Below are 25,055 nucleotides of genomic sequence, written 5' to 3'. Positions count from 1 at the left end.
AATTTTTTTGGTTTGTCTTGGTTTATAATTTTATTTGTTGATAGTTGTCGTTTTCTTCTGTTATGGTGCTTCTTAACCATTTGTCATTAATGATGATATCTGCAAGCACCTCTATTGTTGGATCTTTAAACAGGTTGTTGAGTGGGATTTTCACATCAAAGGCTTTACCTATCCTTGAAATCAGCTGAATTGCTTTGATGCTATTTCCACCAATCTCAAAGAAGTTATCCAGCACGCCGATCTGCTCCAGTTTCAACACCTCTTTCCAGATGTCAACCAGCTCTTCTTCTGTTTCATTTCTCGGCGCAATGTATTCGACACCGGTAGACATGAGTAAACCAGAAGGATCTGGCAATGCTTTTTTATCTATTTTGCCATTGGTATTTACCGGAAATTGATCCAATTGTACAAAGTAGGCCGGGATCATATAAGCTGGAAGCATTTTGGCCAAAAAGGTCCGTAGCTCATTGGTATTCAGCACAACATCACCGGTAACATAAGCAACCAGGTCAACTTCTTCATTGCTGTTGAATTTGGCCAGGACAACCGCAGAAGTAATATCCGGATGATCCTTCAGGATGCTTTCGATTTCTCCCAATTCGATCCTATAACCACGGATTTTAACCTGATCATCTTTTCTACCTAAAAACTCAATATCCCCGTTTGGCAGGAATCGTCCAAGATCTCCGGTACGGTACATCCTTTTTGCTCCCGGAATGAAAGGATCTGTTACAAATTTCTCCGCGGTAAGCTCTGGTAAATTCAAATAACCTTGCGTTACGCCGTTGCCTCCTATGTGTAGTTCTCCCGTTACACCGATTGGCACTAGTCCGCCTTGGGCATCCAGGATATAGATCCACTCATTCAGCAGTGGTTTTCCAACAACCAGTTTTTCACTTGTATTGATTCGGGAAATACTGCTCCAAATTGCTGTTTCTGTAGGCCCGTAAACATTGTAAATGCTCAGTTGATTCAGCGGCTTTAATTTGTGGTAAACCTCTGCAGAAAGGCTTTCTCCTCCGATCATCAACACTTTGAGCCGTGTTAAAATCCCGAAATCTCCCTCATTTGCAAGAACCAGTTGATTTAACCGCGAAGGTGTAAGCTGGAGGATATCGATATGTCCCTCAAGGATGGCTTCCTTTAGTTTCAATACGTCTCCATCCATCAGGTAAACAGACAATCCTTTCACCAGACTGCCCAGTAATTCGATAATTGAAATATCAAAGGTGTAATTCGTTGCCGCGCCTATGGTTTTACACCCTTCGAATCCGAATGTGGTATTCATGTTTTCGAAAAGCGACATGACGGCAAAATGATTCACCATCACCCCTTTCGGTTTCCCGGTAGAGCCGGAGGTATAAATGAGATAAGCAAGATTTTCAGGATCATACTGTTTTTGCAGGTTCTTCTCACTGTATTCAGCAGCAACTTCATTAAAGCGGTTAAGTAATCCTTCATCGATAATCCACTTGCTTTTGATATCCTCAAGAATATAGCCTATACGATCCTGCGGAAACGATAATTCTATAGGCACATATGCCGCTCCTGTTTTTAAAACGGCCAGCATGGAAATGATCATCCACTCATTACGTGCGACTTTTATTCCGATGAATTCATTGGGATGAATTTCAAAATTTTGGATTAAGTAAGCCGCGAGGCGATTGGCCTGCTCATTTAATTCCCAGTAAGTCAGTGTTTTGTTTTCTGCAATAATTGCCACTTGTTCCGGGGTCTGTTTCACTTGTTGCTCGAACAAACTGATGATTGTCTCTTTATCAGGATATGCCCAGCTGGTGTCATTGAAAGTTTCCAATAACTGCAGACGCTCTGCTGCACTGAGGTAATCCAGATCGATTATGGCGTGATCCGGAGCCTCAATAATGGCTACAATTAGTTGCTCCATATGGGTATACAGACGGGATACCCAATCTGCACTATAAATGTCGTTGTTGTATTCTATGGCAATTGAAAGCCCTGCTTCAGCTTCAAAGCAAATGAAACTCAGGTCAAACTTACTGCTTCGACTTTCTTCATGAGCATAAGGTACTACCTGCAAACCTTCAAGGCCATATCCGCCAGGCTTCCTGCTATCTGTATTCTGAAGGACCAGCATCACATCAAATAAAGCACTGCGGCTCAGGTCACGCTGCAGGTTCAACGCATCAACCAGTTCATCAAAAGGATAAGCCTGGTGTTCATAGGCTGCCAGTGTCAGTTCACGAACCTGTGCCAGCAACTCGGTGAAACGGTCACTGCCCGAAAAACGGGAGCGCAGTGCCAGCGTGTTGAGGTAAAAACCGATCTGTCCTTCCAGGTCGGTATGTTCACGGCCGGCCACAGGACTGCCGATCACAATGTCCTGCTGACCGCTGTAACGGTACAACAGGGTGTTGATTACAGACAACAGTCCCATAAACAAGGTGCATCCCTGATCACGGCACAGTTTGTTCAGCCCTTCGGTCAATTCCGCAGACAGGCGGCTGTTTAACACCGCCCCGTTATATGTTTTTACCGTCGGACGCATCCGGTCGGTCGGAAGTTCCAGCACCGGAAGTTCTCCGGAAAACTGGTCCAGCCAGTAGGCTTTGTGTAATGCCAAAGAACCGCCCTGCAGTTCAGACTGCTGCCAGCTCGCATAATCTTTATATTGGATCCGCAATGGCTGGTAAGGATTTTCTCTGCCATTCAGGAAAGCATTGTAAAATGCCGATAGTTCTGCAATCAGTACCCCCATCGACCAGCCATCGCTGATGATGTGGTGCATGGAATAACTGAATACCCATTTCGTTTCTCCAATACGGTATAAACCTGCACGGAGCAAAGGACCTGTCGCAAGGTCAAACGCTGCCCGCAATTTGGCAAGTACCGCTGTTTGAAGCTCCGCTTCAGGCAATTCCCGAACGTCTTTGCATTCCAGCACGAATTTATTTTCTAACGCTGGATGGATGTACTGACGGACTTCTCCCGAAGCATCTTCCCTAAAGGTCGTCCTCAGGATCTCATGGCGGCTGATCAATGCAGCAAAGCTCTGCTCAAAGGCATTTTCATCCAGGTCTCCTTCAAAGTAAAACACACCCGGCATGTTGTAAGCCACATTGCCTTCGGCAAACTGACTCAATACCCACAAACGCCGCTGGGAAGAAGAAAGCACGTAGCTCTCTGCCTGCGCCACCGGCAACAGCGATTCAAAAGCATCGTGTTCACCGCCATGGATCAGTAAAGCCTGATCGCGCAATACAGGATTCCCGAACAGTTCTTTCAGGCCGATCTTGACATGAAATACTTTATGGATCTGACTGCTCAGCCGTGTTGCCTTAAGGCTATGGCCTCCAAGTTCAAAAAAATCATCATTGATACCGATCGGATTGACACCAAGGATTTCTGTCCAAATGGAAATCAAGCCAGCCTGGGTCTCATTCTCTGCGGCCTGGTAAACATTGCCACGTTCTGCGCCATCATGATCCACAGCCGGTAAAGCTTTCCTGTCAATCTTTCCGTTAGGGGTTAATGGCAGGCTGTCCAGCTGCATGAAATAAGCAGGAACCATATAACCAGGAAGCAGCCCTGATAAATAAGCCTTCAGTGCAGGAATGTCCAGTGCAGCATTTCCCACCAGGTAAGCCACCAGGAAACGTTCACCGGAATCATTCAACGGAGCCAGTACTACAGTTGAGCTGACAGCTGGATGTCCTCCAAGCACATGTTCCACCTCACCCAGCTCGATCCGGTAACCACGGACTTTGACCTGGTCGTCTTTACGGCCGATAAACTCAATGTTGCCATCTGCTCGCCAGCGCGCTAGATCACCGGTACGGTACATCAGCTCCCCTTCCAGGTAAGGGTTTGGCACAAACTTCTCCTTAGTCAGGGCTTCCTTGTTCAAATAGCCACTTGCCAATCCTGCCCCACTGATGCAAAGCTCTCCGCTTACCCCTACAGGGACAAGACCATCTCCATCGCCAAGAATGTAAATCCTGGTATTGGGAAGTGGCGAGCCGATAATCTGGCTGGAAATATCCCCCTGGAAAGTATAACTGGTCGAATTCACACAGGTCTCTGTAGGCCCATAAGCATTGATCCAGATCAGCTCAGCATTGATCCCATTCAGGGTTGTCAGTAAATGCTCATCAAAAGCTTCTCCTCCAAGCATGATGTATTTTAAGCGACTGAACAGCTCTGTACTGCCCGGCAGTTTGCTCAATTCTGCAACCACTGAAGGCGTAGCATTAAACAATTCAATGTTATGCCGGGCAACATATCCAGACAAAAGGTCAATGCTTTTGGACAGATCGTACACATGTACCCGGTTGCCCTTCAGCAAAGGCAAAAAGATTTGTTTCACCGACGCATCAAAACAGATGTTGGAACTGAAGATGAAATCGGTGTCAAAACCATGTGTGAACTGAATACCTGTTAAATAATTCACCAGGCTACTGTGCCGGGTCAGCACCCCTTTGGGATGACCCGTACTTCCCGAAGTATAGATCACATACGAAAGGTCATCCGGGCCAGCCTGAATAGCTGGGTTTTCATTACTATAATCTGCTAATGAATCTGCATACTCCGATAGAAACGCCGCATCAACCGTCACTTTACAAGCACTGTCTTCAAGGATATAGGAAATCCTTTCCATAGGATATTCCGGGTCTATCGGAACATAGGCAGCACCGGTTTTCAGGATGGCCAAAATCACCACCATCATCTGATCGCTCTTATTCAGGCAGATCCCGACCAGCTCACCCGGACCCGCACCATGCACAGCCATCAGGTAAGCACTCAGACTATTGGCCTGGCGGTTCAGTTCCGCATAACTTAACTCCCGGTCGCCAAAGACCACGGCTGTTTTATCGCCGTGAAGCGGTACTTGCTTTTCGAACAGGCTGACAATGGTTTCCTGCTTTGGATAGGCAAATGCTGTATCATTAAAAGTATTGAGCAACTGCAACTGCTCTGCTGCGCTGAGGTAATCCAGCTGGTTTAAAGTCTGCCCGGGAGTCGCAACAATGGCTGCAACCAGATTTTGAAAATGGAATTCAAAACGCGAAACCCAGGCTGCACTGTAAATATCTTTGCGATAAGAAATATGAACCTCAAGTCCTTCCCTGGATTCAACAAAATTGAAACTCAGGTCAAATTTGCTGCTATGGTCTCCGGTACGCTCATAAGGATTAATCTGAAGCCCATGCAACAAATCTTCTGTAATCCGGTTGTCTTCTAAATTCTGAAGGACCAGCATCACATCAAATAAAGCACTGCGGCTCAGGTCACGCTGCAGGTTCAACGCATCAACCAGTTCATCAAATGGATAAGCCTGGTGCTCATAGGCTGCCAGTGTCAGTTCACGAACCTGTGCCAGCAACTTGGTGAAACGGTCACTGCCCGAAAAACGCGATCGCAGTGCCAACGTATTCACGTAGAAACCGATCTGTCCTTCCAGGTCGGTATGTTCACGGCCGGCTACAGGGCTGCCGATCACAATGTCCTGCTGACCGCTGTAACGGTACAACAGAGTGTTGACTACAGACAACAGTCCCATAAACAAGGTACAACCCTGATCACGGCACAGTTTGTTCAGCCCGTCGGTCAATTCCGCAGACAGGCGGCTGTTTAACACCGCCCCGTTATATGTTTTTACCGCCGGACGCATCCGGTCGGTCGGAAGTTCCAGCACCGGAAGTTCCCCGGAAAACTGGTCCAGCCAGTAGGCTTTGTGCAATGCCAAAGAACCGCCCTGCAGTTCAGACTGCTGCCAGCTCGCATAATCTTTATATTGGATCCGCAATGGCTGGTAAGGATTTTCTCTGCCATTCAGGAAAGCATTGTAAAACGCCGATAGTTCAGCAATCAGTACCCCCATCGACCAGCCATCGCTGATGATGTGGTGCATGGAATAACTGAATACCCATTTCGTTTCTCCAAGGCGGTATAAACCTGCACGGAGCAAAGGACCTGTCGCAAGGTCAAACGCTGCCCGCAATTTGGCAAGTACCGCTGTTTGAAGCTCCGCTTCAGACAATTCCCGAACGTCTTTGCATTCCAGCACGAATTTATTTTCTAACGCTGGATGGATGTACTGACGGACTTCTCCCGAAGCATCTTCCCTAAAGGTCGTCCTCAGGATCTCATGACGACTGATCAATGCAGCAAAGCTCTGCTCAAACGCATTTTCATCCAGGCTGCCTTCAAAGTAAAACACACCCGGCATGTTGTAAGCCACATTGCCTTCGGCAAACTGACTCAATACCCACAAACGCCGCTGGGAAGAAGAAAGCATGTAGCTTTCTGCCTGCGCTACCGGTAATAACGATTCAAAAGCATCGTGTTCACCGCCATGGATCAGTAAAGCCTGATCGCGCAATACAGGATTCCCGAACAGTTCTTTCAGACCGATCTTGACATGAAATACTTTATGGATCTGACTGCTCAGCCGTGTTGCCTTAAGGCTATGGCCTCCAAGTTCAAAAAAATCATCATTAATCCCAATTGGATTGACACCAAGGATTTCTGTCCAAATGGAAATCAAGCCAGCCTGGGTCTTATTCTCTGCGGCCTGGTAAACACTACCATTTGAAGTACCAGTCTGATCCACAGCCGGTAAAGCTTTTTTATCAATCTTTCCGTTAGGGGTTAATGGCAGACTGTCCAATTGCATGAAATAAGCAGGAACCATATAACCAGGAAGCAGCCCTGATAAATAAGCCTTCAGTGCAGGAATGTCCAGTTCAGCATCTCCCACCAGGTAAGCCACCAGGAAACGTTCACCGGAATCATTCAACGGAGCCAATACCACTACTGAGCTCACAGCAGCATGTTCATGCAAAACATGTTCCACCTCACCCAGCTCAATCCGGTAACCACGGACTTTGACCTGGTCGTCTTTACGGCCGATAAATTCAATGTTGCCATCTGCTCGCCAGCGCGCTAGATCACCGCTACGGTACATCAGCTCGCCTTCCAGGTAAGGGTTCGGCACAAACTTCTCCTTAGTCAGGGCTTCCTTGTTCAAATAACCACGTGCCAATCCTGCACCACTGATGCAAAGCTCTCCGGTTACTCCTACAGGTACAAGACCATCTCCATCGCCAAGAATGTAAATCCTGGTATTGGAAACCGGTTTCCCGATCAGGATGTCTGCTCCGGGAATTAAACGGTAAACCGTACTGTAAGTGGTATCCTCAGAAGGTCCATATAAGTTCCTAACCTGGATTTGAGAAACATCAATCCGGCCAAGACTCTTTTTAGAAAGTGCCTCACCGGCAAGGTTCAGTATGGAAATACGGCTTAAGTCAATACCTTCATCCTGTAAACTATCCAAGGCACTGGGAACAGTATTGAGCAGTACACGCTTGTGGAGGGTCAAATGATCGGGCACAGCAAGTACATTTTCAAGCACACGGAGTGGTTTGCCTATGCTCAAAGGATAAAAAAGCTCAAATATTGACAGGTCAAAACATACCGAAGTAGCCTGAAAAACCACATCAAAATCTGATGCGGAGAATTCCTGATGACACCAGTGAATAAATGAAGACGCATTCCCATGCCCTACCATCACACCTTTAGGTTGACCGGTAGATCCTGAAGTATAAATCACATAAGCCAGCTCATCAGCACGGGAATGAATACCTGGGTTTTCATCGCTATAATCTGCCTGAACATTTGCATAAGCGGATAAAACCGAAGCATCAATAGTCAGTTTACAGCCACTGTCCTGCCTGATGTAGCTGATCCGCTCTACTGGGTAAGCCGGATCTATAGGGACATAAGCAGCACCGGTTTTCAGTACCGCAAGAATGCAAACAACAAGCTGTTCAGTCCTTTCCAGACAAACACCGCCAAGATCGCCTGGGCCGATCTCATGCACATCCATCAGGTAAGCACTCAGGCGGTTGGCCTGACAGTTCAGCTCACGATAACTCAGGCTAAGGTCTTCAAAAAGTACTGCGGGCAGCTCCGGGTTTAACAACACCTGCTGCTCAAACAAGCTGATGATCGTCTCTTGTTTTGGATAAGTTAGTCTCGTATCATTGAACGTTTCCAGTAATTGCAGGCGCTCTGCTGTACTGAGGTAATCCAACTGGTTTAAAGCAGTTTCAGGAGCGGCAACAATTCCTGCAATTAATTCTTTCAGGTGGATGTGCAGACAGGAAATCCAGTGTGCGCTATAAATATCATTGTTGTATTCTATGGCAATTGAAAGCCCTGCTTCAGCTTCAACACAGACAAAATTCAGGTCAAACTTACTATTATGGTCTCCGGTACGCTCATAAGGACTGATTTGAAGTCCATGCAACAAATCTTCTGTAATCCGGTTGTCTTCTAAATTCTGTAAGACCAGCATGACATCAAACAAAGCACTGCGGCTCAGGTCACGCTGCAGGTTCAACGCATCAACCAGTTCATCAAATGGATAAGCCTGATGCTCATAGGCTGCCAGTGTCAGTTCACGAACCTGTGCCAGCAACTCGGTGAAACGGTCACTGCCCGAAAAACGGGATCGCAGTGCCAGCGTGTTGAGGTAAAAACCGATCTGTCCTTCCAGGTCGGTATGTTCACGGCCGGCCACAGGACTACCGATCACAATGTCCTGCTGACCGCTGTAACGGTACAACAGGGTGTTGACTACAGACAACAGTCCCATAAACAAGGTGCATCCCTGATCACGGCACAGTTTGTTCAGCCCGTCGGTCAATTCCGCAGACAGGCGGCTGTTTAACACCGCCCCGTTATATGTTTTTACCGCCGGACGCATCCGGTCGGTCGGAAGTTCAAGTACCGGAAGTTCTCCGGAAAACTGGTCCAGCCAGTAGGCTTTGTGTAATGCCAAAGAACCGCCCTGCAGTTCGGACTGCTGCCAGCTCGCATAATCTTTATATTGGATCCGCAATGGCTGGTAAGGATTTTCTCTGCCATTCAGGAAAGCATTGTAAAACGCCGATAGTTCAGCAATCAGTACCCCCATCGACCAGCCATCGCTGATGATGTGGTGCATGGCATAACTGAATACCCATTTCGTTTCTCCAATACGGTATAAACCTGCACGGAGCAAAGGACCTGTCGCAAGGTCAAACGCTGCCCGCAATTTGGCAAGTACCGCTAATTGAAGCTCCGCTTCAGACAATTCCCGAACGTCTTTGCATTCCAGCACGAATTTATTTTCTAACGCTGGATGGATGTACTGACGGACTTCTCCCGAAGCATCTTCCCTGAAGGTCGTCCTCAGGATCTCATGACGGCTGATCAATGCAGCAAAGCTTTGTTCAAACGCATTTTCATCCAGGCTGCCTTCAAAGTAAAACACACCCGGCATGTTGTAAGCCACATTGCCTTCGGCAAACTGACTCAATACCCACAAACGCCGCTGGGAAGAAGAAAGCACGTAGCTCTCTGCCTGCGCCACCGGCAACAGCGATTCAAAAGCATCGTGTTCACCGCCATGGATCAGTAAAGCCTGATCACGCAATACAGGATTCCCGAACAGTTCTTTCAGGCCGATCTTGACATGAAATACTTTATGGATCTGACTGCTCAGCCGTGTTGCCTTAAGGCTATGGCCTCCAAGTTCAAAGAAATCATCATTGATCCCAATTGGATTGACGCCAAGGATTTCTGTCCAAATGGAAATCAAGCCAGCCTGGGTCTCATTCTCTGCGGCCTGGTAAACATTGCCACGCTCAGCACCATCATGATCCACAGCCGGTAAAGCTTTCCTGTCAATCTTTCCGTTAGGGGTTAATGGCAGGCTGTCCAATTGCATGAAATAAGCAGGAACCATATAACCAGGAAGCAGTCCTGATAAATAAGCCTTCAGTGCAGGAATGTCCAGTTCAGCATTTCCCACCAGGTAAGCCACCAGGAAACGTTCACCGGAATCATTCAACGGAGCCAGTACTACAGTTGAGCTGACAGCTGGATGTCCTCCAAGCACATGTTCAATCTCACCCAGCTCAATCCGGTAACCACGGACTTTGACCTGGTCGTCTTTACGGCCAATAAACTCAATGTTGCCATCTGCTCGCCAGCGAACAAGGTCGCCGGTACGGTACATCAGTTCACCTTCCAGGTAAGGGTTTGGCACAAACTTCTCCTTAGTCAGGGCTTCCTTGTTCAAATAACCCCGTGCCAATCCTGCCCCACTGATGCAAAGCTCTCCGCTTACTCCCACAGGCACAAGACCATCTCCATCGCCAAGAATGTAAATCCTGGTATTGGGAAGTGGCGAGCCGATAATCTGGCTGGAAATATTCCCCTGGAAAGTATAACTGGTCGAATTCACACAGGTCTCCGTAGGCCCATAAGCATTGATCCAGATCAGATCAGCATTGATCCCATTCAGGGTTGTCAGTAAATGCTCATCAAAAGCTTCTCCTCCAAGCATGATGTATTTTAAGCGACTGAACAGCTCTGTACTGCCCGGCAGTTTGCTCAATTCTGCAACCACTGAAGGCGTAGCATTGAACAATTCAATGTTATGCCGGGCAACATATCCAGACAGAAGGTCAATGCTTTTGGACAGATCGTACACATGTACCCGGTTGCCCTTCAGCAAAGGCAAAAAGATTTGTTTCACCGACGCATCAAAACAGATGTTGGAACTGAAGATGAAATCGGTGTCAAAACCATGTGTGAACTGAATACCTGTTAAATAATTCACCAGGCTACTGTGCCGGGTCAGCACCCCTTTGGGATGACCCGTACTTCCCGAAGTATAGATCACATACGAAAGGTCATCCGGGCCAGCCTGAATAGCTGGGTTTTCATTACTATAATCTGCTAATGAATCTGCATACTCCGATAGAAACGCCGCATCAACCGTCACTTTACAAGCACTGTCTTCAAGGATATAGGAAATCCTTTCCATAGGATATTCCGGGTCTATCGGAACATAGGCAGCACCGGTTTTCAGGATGGCCAAAATCACCACCATCATCTGATCGCTCTTATTCAGGCAGATCCCGACCAGCTCACCCGGACCCGCACCATGCACAGCCATCAGGTAAGCACTCAGACTATTGGCCTGGCGGTTCAGTTCCGCATAACTTAACTCCCGGTCGCCAAAGACCACGGCTGTTTTATCGCCATGCAGCAGTACTTGCTTTTCAAACAGGCTGACAATGGTTTCCTGCTTTGGATAGGCAAATGCTGTATCATTAAAAGTATTGAGCAACTGCAACTGCTCTGCTGCACTGAGGTAATCCAGCTGCTTTAAAGTCTGCCCGGGAGTCGCAACAATGGCTGCAACCAGATTTTGAAAATGGAATTCAAAACGCGAAACCCAGGCTGCACTGTAAATATCTTTGCGATAAGAAATATGAACCTCAAGTCCTTCCCTGGATTCAACAAAATTGAAACTCAGGTCAAATTTGCTGCTATGACCACCCTCCTGAGGATAAGGTCCTACCTGCAAACCTTCAAGGCCATATTCAGTTGGTCTTCTGCTTTCTGTATTCTGAAGGACCAGCATCACATCAAATAAAGCACTGCGGCTCAGGTCACGCTGCAGGTTCAACGCATCAACCAGTTCATCAAATGGATAAGCCTGGTGTTCATAGGCTGCCAGTGTCAGTTCACGAACCTGTGCCAGCAACTCGGTGAAACGGTCACTGCCCGAAAAACGGGAACGCAGTGCCAGCGTGTTGAGGTAGAAACCGATCTGTCCTTCCAGGTCGGTATGTTCACGGCCAGCTACGGGGCTGCCGATCACAATGTCCTGCTGACCGCTGTAACGGTACAACAGGGTGTTGACTACAGACAACAGTCCCATAAACAAGGTGCAACCCTGATCACGGCACAGTTTGTTCAGCCCTTCGGTCAATTCCGCAGACAGGCGGCTGTTTAACACCGCCCCGTTATATGTTTTTACCGCCGGACGCATCCGGTCGGTCGGAAGTTCAAGTACCGGAAGTTCCCCGGAAAACTGGTCCAGCCAGTAGGCTTTGTGCAATGCCAAAGAACCACCCTGCAGTTCGGACTGCTGCCAGCTCGCATAATCTTTATATTGGATCCGCAATGGCTGGTAAGGATTTTCTCTGCCATTCAGGAAAGCATTGTAAAACGCCGATAGTTCTGCAATCAGTACCCCCATCGACCAGCCATCGCTGATGATGTGGTGCATGGCATAACTGAATACCCATTTCGTTTCTCCAATACGGTATAAACCTGCACGGAGCAAAGGACCTCTCTCAAGGTCAAACGCTGCCCGCAATTTGGCAAGTACCGCTGTTTGAAGCTCCGCTTCAGACAATTCCCGAACGTCTTTGCGTTCCAGCACAAAACCGCTTTGCCCTGACGTGTGAACGTACTGACGGACTTCTCCCGAAGCATCTTCCCTGAAGGTCGTCCTCAGGATCTCATGGCGGCTGATCAATGCAGCAAAGCTCTGCTCAAACGCATTTTCATCCAGGCTGCCTTCAAAGTAAAACACACCCGGCATGTTGTAAGCCACATTGCCTTCAGCAAACTGACTCAGCACCCACAAACGCCGCTGGGAAGAAGAAAGCACGTAGCTCTCTGCCTGCGCCACCGGTAATAACGATTCAAAAGCATCGTGTTCACCGCCATGGATCAGTAAAGCCTGATCGCGCAATACAGGATTCCCGAACAGTTCTTTCAGGCCGATCTTGACATGAAATACTTTATGGATCTGACTGCTCAGCCGTGTTGCCTTAAGGCTATGGCCTCCAAGTTCAAAAAAATCATCATTAATCCCAATTGGATTGACACCAAGGATTTCTGTCCAAATGGAAATCAAGCCAGCCTGGGTCTCATTCTCTGCGGCCTGGTAAACATTGCCACGCTCAGCACCATCATGATCCACAGCCGGTAAAGCTTTCTTGTCAATCTTTCCGTTAGGGGTCAATGGCAGGCTGTCCAATTGCATGAAATAAGCAGGAACCATATAACCAGGAAGCAGCCCTGATAAATAAGCCTTCAGTGCAGGAATGTCCAGTTCAGCATTTCCCACCAGGTAAGCCACCAGGAAACGTTCACCAGAATCATTCAACGGAGCCAGTACTACTACTGAGCTCACAGCTGGATGTCCTCCAAGCACATGTTCCACCTCACCAAGTTCGATCCGGTAACCACGGACTTTAACCTGGTCGTCTTTACGGCCGATAAACTCAATGTTGCCATCTGCTCGCCAGCGCGCTAGATCACCGCTACGGTACATCAGCTCGCCTTCCAGGTAAGGGTTCGGCACAAACTTTTCCTTAGTCAGGGCTTCCTTGTTCAAATAACCACGTGCCAATCCTGCACCACTGATGCAAAGCTCTCCGGTTACTCCTACAGGTACAAGACCATCTCCATCGCCAAGAATGTAAATCCTGGTATTGGAAACTGGCTTGCCGATCGGGATTAACGGTGAAGCCTCATCAATGAAATAGCTGGTACTCACTACTGAATTCTCCGTAGGACCATAATTATTCACCACCTGGTAAGCTTTTGGCTGATAACTATTTACCCTATCCCCGCCCAGCAACAAGTAACGTAAGGAATGGTTGTCTTCTTCATAAAAAGCCTCACCGATCTGACTCGGTAAAAACGAGATGGTGATCTTTTGCTGGTGGTAATAATCATTCAACAATCCGGTATCCAGACGGATCTCATCGGGAACCACCACCACAGCAGCACCGAAAAGCAGGTATGGGAAAAGCTCCCATGCCGAAGCATCAAATGCAACACCCGCATATAAACTACCACGGTCTGCACTGGTTACCGAGAACATTTGCTGGTGCCAGTAACACAAATTAACCAGGCTGCTGTGTTCGATCATCACCCCTTTGGGCTGACCGGTAGATCCGGAAGTATAGATCACATAAGCCAGGTCATCTGCTCTGGCATGAATGCCCGGGTTTTCATCACTGTAATTTGCTGATGAGTCTGTATATTCTACTAAAAAGGCTGGATCGATCATGACCTTACAGCCACTGTCCTGCTGCATATAATTGATCCGCTCCACCGGATAAGCCGGATCTACAGGAACATAAGCGGCACCGGTTTTCAATACCGCAAGGATCGAAATAACCAGCTCTTCGCTCCTTTCCAGACAAACGCCGGCAAGATCGCCAGGACCAATGCCATGTACATCTGTCAGGTAAGCAGTCAAGCGGTTGGACTGACGGTTCAGCTCCTCATAACTCAGCTCCAGGCCTTCAGAAAACACTGCAGGGCGTGCTGGATTTAACAACACCTGCTTTTCAAACAAGCTGATTGCTGTATCTGCAACAGGGTAAACCGCATTGGTATCATTGAAAGTTTCCAGTAGCTGCAAACGCTCTGCTGCACTGAGGTAATCCAGATCGATTATGGCGTGATCCGGAGCCTCAATAATGGCTACAATTAGTTGCTCCAGATGGGTATGCAGACGGGATACCCAATCTGCGCTATAAATATCATTGTTGTATTCTATGGCAATTGAAAGCCCTGCTTCAGCTTCAAAGCAAATGAAACTCAGGTCAAACTTACTGCTATGACCACCCTCCTGAGGATAAGGTCCTACCTGCAAACCTTCAAGACTGTTCTCTACCACATCGCCATCCATTGCATTCTGCAGCACCAGCATGACATCAAATAAAGCACTGCGGCTCAGGTCACGCTGCAGGTTCAACGCATCAACCAGTTCATCAAATGGATAAGCCTGGTGTTCATAGGCTGCCAGTGTCAGTTCACGAACCTGTGCCAGCAGTTCAGTGAAACGGTCACTGCCCGAAAAACGGGAACGCAGTGCTAAGGTATTGATGTAAAAACCGATCTGTCCTTCCAGGTCGGTATGTTCACGGCCGGCCACAGGACTGCCGATCACAATGTCCTGCTGACCGCTGTAACGGTACAACAGGGTGTTGATTACAGACAATAGTCCCATAAACAAGGTGCAACCCTGATCACGGCACAGTTTGTTCAGCCCTTCGGTCAATTCCGCAGACAGGCGGCTGTTTAACACCGCCCCGTTATATATTTTTACCGCCGGACGCATCCGGTCGGTCGGAAGTTCAAGTACCGGAAGTTCCCCGGAAAACTGGTCCAGCCAGTAGGCTTTGTGCAATGCCAAAGAACCACCCTGCAGTTCGGACTGCTGCCAGCTCGCATAATCTTTATATTGGATCCGCAATGGCTGGTAAGGATTTTCTCTGCCATTCAGGAAAGCATTGTAAAACGCCGATAGTTCTGCAATCAGTACCCCCATCGACCAGCCATCGCTGATGATGTGGTGCATGGCATAACTGAATACCCATTTCGTTTCTCCAAGGCGGTATAAACCTGCACGGAGCAAAGGACCTGTCGCAAGGTCGAACGCTGCCCGCAATTTGGCAAGTACCGCTAATTGAAGCTCCGCTTCAGACAATTCCCGAACGTCTTTGCATTCCAGCACGAATTTATTTTCTAACGCTGGATGGATGTACTGACGGACTTCTCCCGAAGCATCTTCCCTGAAGGTCGTCCTCAGGATCTCATGACGGCTGATCAATGCATTAAAGCTCTGCTCAAACGCATTTTCATCCAGGTCTCCTTCAAAGTAAAACACACCCGGCATGTTGTAAGCCACATTGCCTTCGGCAAACTGACTCAATACCCACAAACGCCGCTGGGAAGAAGAAAGCACGTAGCTCTCTGCCTGCGCCACCGGCAACAGCGATTCAAAAGCATCGTGTTCACCGCCATGGATCAGTAAAGCCTGATCACGCAATACAGGATTCCCGAACAGTTCTTTCAGGCCGATCTTGACATGAAATACTTTATGGATCTGACTGCTCAGCCGTGTTGCCTTAAGGCTATGGCCTCCAAGTTCAAAGAAATCATCATTAATCCCAATTGGATTGACACCAAGGATTTCTGTCCAAATGGAAATCAAGCCAGCCTGGGTCTCATTCTCTGCGGCCTGGTAAACACTACCATTTGAAGTACCAGTCTGATCCACAGCCGGTAAAGCTTTCCTGTCAATCTTTCCGTTAGGGGTTAATGGCAGGCTGTCCAGCTGCATGAAATAAGCAGGAACCATATAACCAGGAAGCAGCCCTGATAAATAAGCCTTCAGTGCAGGAATGTCCAGTTCAGCATTTCCCACCAAATAAGCCACCAGGAAACGTTCACCGGAATCATTCAACGGAGCCAGTACTACAGTTGAGCTGACAGCTGGATGTCCTCCAAGCACATGTTCCACCTCACCCAGCTCAATCCGGTAACCACGGACTTTGACCTGGTCGTCTTTACGGCCGATAAACTCAATGTTGCCATCTGCTCGCCAGCGAACAAGGTCGCCGGTACGGTACATCAGTTCACCTTCCAGGTAAGGGTTTGGCACAAACTTCTCCTTAGTCAGGGCTTCCTTGTTCAAATAACCCCGTGCCAATCCTGCCCCACTGATGCAAAGTTCTCCGCTTACTCCCACAGGCACCAGTGCATCTCCATCGCCAAGAATGTAAATCCTGGTATTGGGAAGTGGCGAGCCGATAATCTGGCCGGAAATATTCCCCTGGAAAGTATAACTGGTCGAATTCACACAGGTCTCCGTAGGCCCATAAGCATTGATCCAGATCAGCTCAGCATTGATCCCATTCAGGGTTGTCAGTAAATGCTCATCAAAAGCTTCTCCTCCAAGCATGATGTATTTTAAGCGACTGAACAGCTCTGTACTGCCCGGCAGTTTGCTCAATTCTGCAACCACTGAAGGCGTAGCATTGAACAATTCAATGTTATGCCGGGCAACATATCCAGACAAAAGGTCAATGCTTTTGGACAGATCGTACACATGCACCCGGTTGCCCTTCAGCAAAGGCAAAAAGATTTGTTTTACCGAGGCATCAAAACAGATGTTGGAACTGAAGATGAAATCGGTGTCAAAACCATGTGTGAACTGAATACCTGTTAAATAATTCACCAGGCTACTGTGCCGGGTCAGCACCCCTTTGGGATGACCCGTACTCCCCGAAGTATAGATCACATACGAAAGGTCATCCGGGCCAGCCTGAATAGCTGGGTTTTCATTACTATAATCTGCTAATGAATCTGCATACTCCGATAGAAACGCCGCATCAACCGTCACTTTACAAGCACTGTCTTCAAGGATATAGGAAATCCTTTCCATAGGATATTCCGGGTCTATCGGAACATAGGCAGCACCGGTTTTCAGGATGGCCAAAATCACCACCATCATCTGATCGCTCTTATTCAGGCAGATCCCGACCAGCTCACCCGGACCCGCACCATGCACAGCCATCAGGTAAGCACTCAGACTATTGGCCTGGCGGTTCAGTTCCGCATAACTTAACTCCCGGTCGCCAAAGACCACGGCTGTTTTATCGCCGTGAAGCGGTACTTGCTTTTCAAACAGGCTGACAATGGTTTCCTGCTTTGGATAGGCAAATGCTGTATCATTAAAAGTATTGAGCAACTGCAACTGCTCTGCTGCGCTGAGGTAATCCAGCTGGTTTAAAGTCTGCCCGGGAGTCGAAACAATGGCTGCAACCAGATTTTGAAAATGGAATTCAAAACGCGAAACCCAGGCTGCACTGTAAATATCTTTGCGATAAGAAATATGAACCTCAAGTCCTTCCCTGGATTCAACAAAATTGAAACTCAGGTCAAATTTGCTGCTATGACCACCCTCCTGAGGATAAGGTCCTACCTGCAAACCTTCAAGGCCATATTCAGTTGGTCTTCTGCTTTCTGTATTCTGAAGGACCAGCATCACATCAAATAAAGCACTGCGGCTCAGGTCACGCTGCAGGTTCAACGCATCAACCAGTTCATCAAATGGATAAGCCTGGTGTTCATAGGCTGCCAGTGTCAACTCACGAACCTGTGCCAGCAACTCGGTGAAACGGTCACTGCCCGAAAAACGGGAACGCAGTGCCAGCGTGTTGAGGTAGAAACCGATCTGTCCTTCCAGGTCGGTATGTTCACGGCCAGCTACGGGGCTGCCGATCACAATGTCCTGCTGACCGCTGTAACGGTACAACAGGGTGTTGACTACAGACAACAGTCCCATAAACAAGGTGCATCCCTGATCACGGCACAGTTTGTTCAGCCCTTCGGTCAATTCCGCAGACAGGCGGCTGTTTAACACCGCCCCGTTATATGTTTTTACCGCCGGACGCATCCGGTCGGTCGGAAGTTCAAGTACCGGAAGTTCCCCGGAAAACTGGTCCAGCCAGTAGGCTTTGTGCAATGCCAAAGAACCACCCTGCAGTTCGGACTGCTGCCAGCTCGCATAATCTTTATATTGGATCCGCAATGGCTGGTAAGGATTTTCTCTGCCATTCAGGAAAGCATTGTAAAACGCCGATAGTTCTGCAATCAGTACCCCCATCGACCAGCCATCGCTGATGATGTGGTGCATGGCATAACTGAATACCCATTTCGTTTCTCCAAGGCGGTATAAACCTGCACGGAGCAAAGGACCTGTCGCAAGGTCGAACGCTGCCCGCAATTTGGCAAGTACCGCTAATTGAAGCTCCGCTTCAGACAATTCCCGAACGTCTTTGCATTCCAGCACGAATTTATTTTCTAACGCTGGATGGATGTACTGACGGACTTCTCCCGAAGCATCTTCCCTGAAGGTCGTCCTCAGGATCTCATGACGGCTGATCAATGCATTAAAGCTCTGCTCAAACGCATTTTCATCCAGGTCTCCTTCAAAGTAAAACACACCCGGCATGTTGTAAGCCACATTGCCTTCGGCAAACTGACTCAATACCCACAAACGCCGCTGCGACGAAGAAAGCACATAGCTCTCTGCCTGCGCTACCGGTAATAACGATTCAAAAGCATCGTGTTCACCGCCATGGATCAGTAAAGCCTGATCGCGCAATACAGGATTCCCGAACAGTTCTTTCAGACCGATCTTGACATGAAATACTTTATGGATCTGACTGCTCAGCCGTGTTGCCTTAAGGCTATGGCCTCCAAGTTCAAAGAAATCATCATTAATCCCAATTGGATTGACACCAAGGATTTCTGTCCAAATGGAAATCAAGCCAGCCTGGGTCTCATTCTCTGCGGCCTGGTAAACACTACCATTTAAAGTACCAGTCTGATCCACAGCCGGTAAAGCTTTCCTGTCAATCTTTCCGTTAGGGGTCAATGGCAGGCTGTCCAATTGCATGAAATAAGCAGGAACCATATAACCAGGAAGCAGCCCTGATAAATAAGCCTTCAGTGCAGGAATGTCCAGTTCAGCATTTCCCACCAAATAAGCCACCAGGAAACGTTCACCGGAATCATTCAACGGAGCCAGTACTACAGTTGAGCTGACAGCTGGATGTCCTCCAAGCACATGTTCCACCTCACCCAGCTCAATCCGGTAACCACGGACTTTGACCTGGTCGTCTTTACGGCCGATAAACTCAATGTTGCCATCTGCTCGCCAGCGAACAAGGTCGCCGGTACGGTACATCAGTTCACCTTCCAGGTAAGGGTTTGGCACAAACTTCTCCTTAGTCAGGGCTTCCTTGTTCAAATAACCCCGTGCCAATCCTGCCCCACTGATGCAAAGTTCTCCGCTTACTCCCACAGGCACCAGTGCATCTCCATCGCCAAGAATGTAAATCCTGGTATTGGGAAGTGGCGAGCCGATAATCTGGCCGGAAATATTCCCCTGGAAAGTATAACTGGTCGAATTCACACAGGTCTCCGTAGGCCCATAAGCATTGATCCAGATCAGCTCAGCATTGATCCCATTCAGGGTTGTCAGTAAATGCTCATCAAAAGCTTCTCCTCCAAGCATGATGTATTTTAAGCGACTGAACAGCTCTGTACTGCCCGGCAGTTTGCTCAATTCTGCAACCACTGAAGGCGTAGCATTGAACAATTCAATGTTATGCCGGGCAACATATCCAGACAAAACGTCAATGCTTTTGGACAGATCGTACACATGCACCCGGTTGCCCTTCAGCAAAGGCAAAAAGATTTGTTTTACCGAGGCATCAAAACAGATGTTGGAACTGAAGATGAAATCGGTGTCAAAACCATGTGTGAACTGAATACCTGTTAAATAATTCACCAGGCTACTGTGCCGGGTCAGCACCCCTTTGGGATGACCCGTACTCCCCGAAGTATAGATCACATACGAAAGGTCATCCGGGCCAGCCTGAATAGCTGGGTTTTCATTACTATAATCTGCTAATGAATCTGCATACTCCGATAGAAACGCCGCATCAACCGTCACTTTACAAGCACTGTCTTCAAGGATATAGGAAATCCTTTCCATAGGATATTCCGGGTCTATCGGAACATAGGCAGCACCGGTTTTCAGGATGGCCAAAATCACCACCATCATCTGATCGCTCTTATTCAGGCAGATCCCGATCAGCTCACCCGGACCCGCACCATGCACAGCCATCAGGTAAGCACTCAGACTATTGGCCTGGCGGTTCAGTTCCGCATAACTTAACTCCCGGTCGCCAAAGACCACGGCTGTTTTATCGCCATGCAGCAGTACTTGCTTTTCGAACAGGCTGACAATGGTTTCCTGCTTTGGATAGGCAAATGCTGTATCATTAAAAGTATTGAGCAACTGCAACTGCTCTGCTGCACTGAGGTAATCCAGCTGCTTTAAAGTCTGCCCGGGAGTCGCAACAATGGCTGCAACCAGATTTTGAAAATGGAATTCAAAACGCGAAACCCAGGCTGCACTGTAAATATCTTTGCGATAAGAAATATGAACCTCAAGTCCTTCCCTGGATTCAACAAAATTGAAACTCAGGTCAAATTTGCTGCTATGGTCTCCGGTACGCTCATAAGGATTAATCTGAAGCCCATGCAACAAATCTTCTGTAATCCGGTTGTCTTCTAAATTCTGAAGGACCAGCATCACATCAAATAAAGCACTGCGGCTCAGGTCACGCTGCAGGTTCAACGCATCAACCAGTTCATCAAATGGATAAGCCTGGTGCTCATAGGCTGCCAGTGTCAGTTCACGAACCTGTGCCAGCAACTTGGTGAAACGGTCACTGCCCGAAAAACGCGATCGCAGTGCCAACGTATTCACGTAGAAACCGATCTGTCCTTCCAGGTCGGTATGTTCACGGCCGGCTACAGGGCTGCCGATCACAATGTCCTGCTGACCGCTGTAACGGTACAACAGAGTGTTGACTACAGACAACAGTCCCATAAACAAGGTACAACCCTGATCACGGCACAGTTTGTTCAGCCCGTCGGTCAATTCCGCAGACAGGCGGCTGTTTAACACCGCCCCGTTATATGTTTTTACCGCCGGACGCATCCGGTCGGTCGGAAGTTCCAGCACCGGAAGTTCCCCGGAAAACTGGTCCAGCCAGTAGGCTTTGTGCAATGCCAAAGAACCGCCCTGCAGTTCAGACTGCTGCCAGCTCGCATAATCTTTATATTGGATCCGCAATGGCTGGTAAGGATTTTCTCTGCCATTCAGGAAAGCATTGTAAAACGCCGATAGTTCAGCAATCAGTACCCCCATCGACCAGCCATCGCTGATGATGTGGTGCATGGAATAACTGAATACCCATTTCGTTTCTCCAAGGCGGTATAAACCTGCACGGAGCAAAGGACCTGTCGCAAGGTCAAACGCTGCCCGCAATTTGGCAAGTACCGCTGTTTGAAGCTCCGCTTCAGACAATTCCCGAACGTCTTTGCATTCCAGCACGAATTTATTTTCTAACGCTGGATGGATGTACTGACGGACTTCTCCCGAAGCTTCTTCCCTAAAGGTCGTCCTCAGGATCTCATGACGACTGATCAATGCAGCAAAGCTCTGCTCAAACGCATTTTCATCCAGGCTGCCTTCAAAGTAAAACACACCCGGCATGTTGTAAGCCACATTGCCTTCGGCAAACTGACTCAATACCCACAAACGCCGCTGGGAAGAAGAAAGCATGTAGCTTTCTGCCTGCGCTACCGGCAACAGCGATTCAAAAGCATCGTGTTCACCGCCATGGATCAGTAAAGCCTGATCACGCAATACAGGATTCCCGAACAGTTCTTTCAGACCGATCTTGACATGAAATACTTTATGGATCTGACTGCTCAGCCGTGTTGCCTTAAGGCTATGGCCTCCAAGTTCAAAGAAATCATCATTGATGCCGATTTGGCTTATGCCCAAAACTTCAGACCATATCAAGGCTAGTTTCTTTTGAAGTTCATTCTCCGGAGCCTGGTAAACACTACCACGTTCTGCGCCATCATGATCCACAGCCGGTAAAGCTTTCTTGTCAATCTTTCCGTTAGGGGTTAATGGCAGGCTGTCCAGCTGCATGAAATAAGCAGGAACCATATAACCAGGAAGCAGCCCTGATAAATAAGACTTCAGTGCAGGAATGTCCAGTTCAGCATTTCCCACCAAATAAGCCACCAGGAAACGCTCACCGGAATCATTCAATGGAGCCAGTACTACAGTTGAGCTGACAGCTGGATGTCCTCCAAGCACATGTTCCACCTCACCCAGCTCAATCCGGTAACCACGGACTTTGACCTGGTCGTCTTTACGGCCGATAAATTCAATGTTGCCATCTGCTCGCCAGCGCGCTAGATCACCGGTACGGTACATCAGCTCGCCTTCCAGGTAAGGGTTCGGCACAAACTTCTCCTTAGTCAGGGCTTCTTTGTTTAGGTAACCGCGAGCCAGTCCTGCCCCACTGATGCAAAGCTCTCCGCTTACTCCTACAGGCACAAGACCATCTCCATCGCCAAGAATGTAAATCCTGGTATTGGAAACCGGTTTCCCGATCAGGATGTCTGCTCCGGGAATTAAACGGTAAACCGTACTGTAAGTGGTATCCTCAGAAGGTCCATATAAGTTCCTAACCTGGATTTGAGAAACATCAATCCGGCCAAGACTCTTTTTAGAAAGTGCCTCACCGGCAAGGTTCAGTATGGAAATACGGCTTAAGTCAATACCTTCATCCTGTAAACTATCCAAGGCGCTGGGAACAGTATTGAGCAGTACACGCTTGTGGATGGTCAAATGATCGGGCACAGCAAGTACATTTTCAAGCACACGGAGTGGTTTGCCTATGCTCAAAGGATAAAAAAGCTCAAATATTGACAGGTCAAAACATACCGAAGTAGCCTGAAAAACCACATCAAAATCTGATGCGGAGAATTCCTGATGACACCAGTGAATAAATGAAGACGCATTCCCATGCCCTACCATCACACCTTTAGGTTGACCGGTAGATCCTGAAGTATAAATCACATATGCCAGCTCATCAGCACGGGAATGAATACCTGGGTTTTCATCGCTATAATCTGCCTGAACATTTGCATAAGCGGATAAAACCGAAGCATCAATAGTCAGTTTACAGCCACTGTCCTGCCTGATGTAGCTGATCCGCTCTACCGGGTAAGCCGGATCTATAGGGACATAAGCAGCACCGGTTTTCAGTACAGCAAGAATGCAAACAACAAGCTGTTCAGTCCTTTCCAGACAAACACCGCCAAGATCGCCTGGGCCGATCTCATGCACATCCATCAGGTAAGCACTTAGGCGGTTGGCCTGACAGTTCAGCTCACGATAACTCAGGCTAAGGTCTTCAAAAAGTACTGCGGGCAGCTCAGGGTTTAACAACACCTGCTCCTCAAACAAGCTGATGATCGTCTCTCGTTTTGGGTAAGTTAGTCTCGTATCATTGAACGTTTCCAGTAATTGCAGGCGCTCTGCTGCACTGAGGTAATCCAACTGGTTTAAAGCAGTTTCAGGAGCGGCCAAAAACTTACTTAGCAAATTATGATAATGATTCAGCAGACTGACTACATTTTCATGATCGAACAATTCGGTTCTGTAGTCGACAAAGAGTGTCAGGTCTTCATCTTCGCTATATTCCAGCAAATGGAAAACTAAATCTTCAAGCTGCTCGCCATTGTGTAAATAGTTTATAGAGGAAACAGCGTCACCAAGTACACTGCCATAGGCATTCTTTTGATGAGAGAACAGCACATTATATACACCGACACCGGTATTTAATTCTTCGAGAATGTTATAATACGGAAAACGCTGATGCTTATAGCAGGTTTTGAGTTCATTCTTAACCTGTAGCAATACCGATAAGAAGTCTGAATTTTCCGGAAATACGATCGAGAAAGGGAGAGTATTTACAAAAGCCCCCAGTGTATTTTTAAATCTATGGTTGGTCCGGTTAAATACAGGCAGCCCAATAACCGTATCATAGTTATGATATCCTTTATTCAGTATGAGCAGTGTAGTTAAAAAATAGTGAAAAGTAGTACAATGCTGCTGTTTACAAAACAGGTCTATCTCATTGTAAAACGTTCTGGAGCAAGTGGAAGCAACACGTACTGATTTTAAAGATGCATTTGTTTTTGGCTTTGAAATCGAGTTAAAAGCAGGAGAAAAGGAATTTTGGGTTAACCGCTCTATCCAGAATTTTTTATCTTCTGAGAATTGTCTTTCTAAAATATAGGTATTTTCATATTGAATATAATCTGCATAAAGATGCATCTGCGGCTCCCGGACAACATTTCCCTCATAAAGTGATGAATATAAATCTGAAACTTTATTAAAAAACAGGGACATGGCATAACCATCAAATACCAAATGGTGCACTTTGGTGTACCAATACAGGGTATCAGTAGTTGCGCTCAGTAAGACTACTTTTAAAAGATTTTGACTCACATCCAATTGCTTTTTGATATCCTCTTCCATCCAGTCCATGCAAGCCTGATCCGGGTGAAGCGCATTCGAAAAATCGAGACTGATCAACTCTATCTTTTTAAAACCAGGATTATTTTCCAGTTTCAGCTCATTAAATGCAGCATACCCGCTATCAATTGCATCAGCATTATTCAAGATGCTTTGAATAGCTGCAATTAGCATAGCTTCTGAAAACACACCATTAATGCGGGCATATCCACCAACATTATAAAGTGCAGATTCAAAAAAAACATTTTGAGTAAGCCAAATAGATTTCTGAACACATGAAATATTCACCATATAGAAGCGTTGATTTAAAATCACTAAAAAATAATTTAATGTTGAGATCATCCCTGATCAAAGCAAAGCTGATTTTTGCTATAAAAAATTAAAAAATTATACTAGCTGCCTCCTCTTAACCAAACCCATTCAAATC

The 25,055-nt window shown here is 47.4% G+C and carries 1 protein-coding gene; it reads right to left on the bottom strand.

The genetic code is table 11. The features are described 5' to 3' along the window. Positions 1-22 precede the first annotated feature (22 nt). Positions 23-24,919: a non-ribosomal peptide synthase/polyketide synthase gene (locus ACSBL2_RS12125; RefSeq protein WP_442591964.1), complete on the bottom strand. Its 24,897-nt coding sequence runs from the start codon at positions 24,917-24,919 to the stop codon at positions 23-25. Positions 24,920-25,055 lie beyond the last annotated feature (136 nt).

The organism is Pedobacter sp. AW31-3R (assembly GCF_052180285.1).
Lineage (GTDB): Bacteria > Bacteroidota > Bacteroidia > Sphingobacteriales > Sphingobacteriaceae > Pedobacter.
Note: the sequence above shows the minus strand (reverse complement) of the source record. Positions and strands in the feature narration are given on the sequence as shown.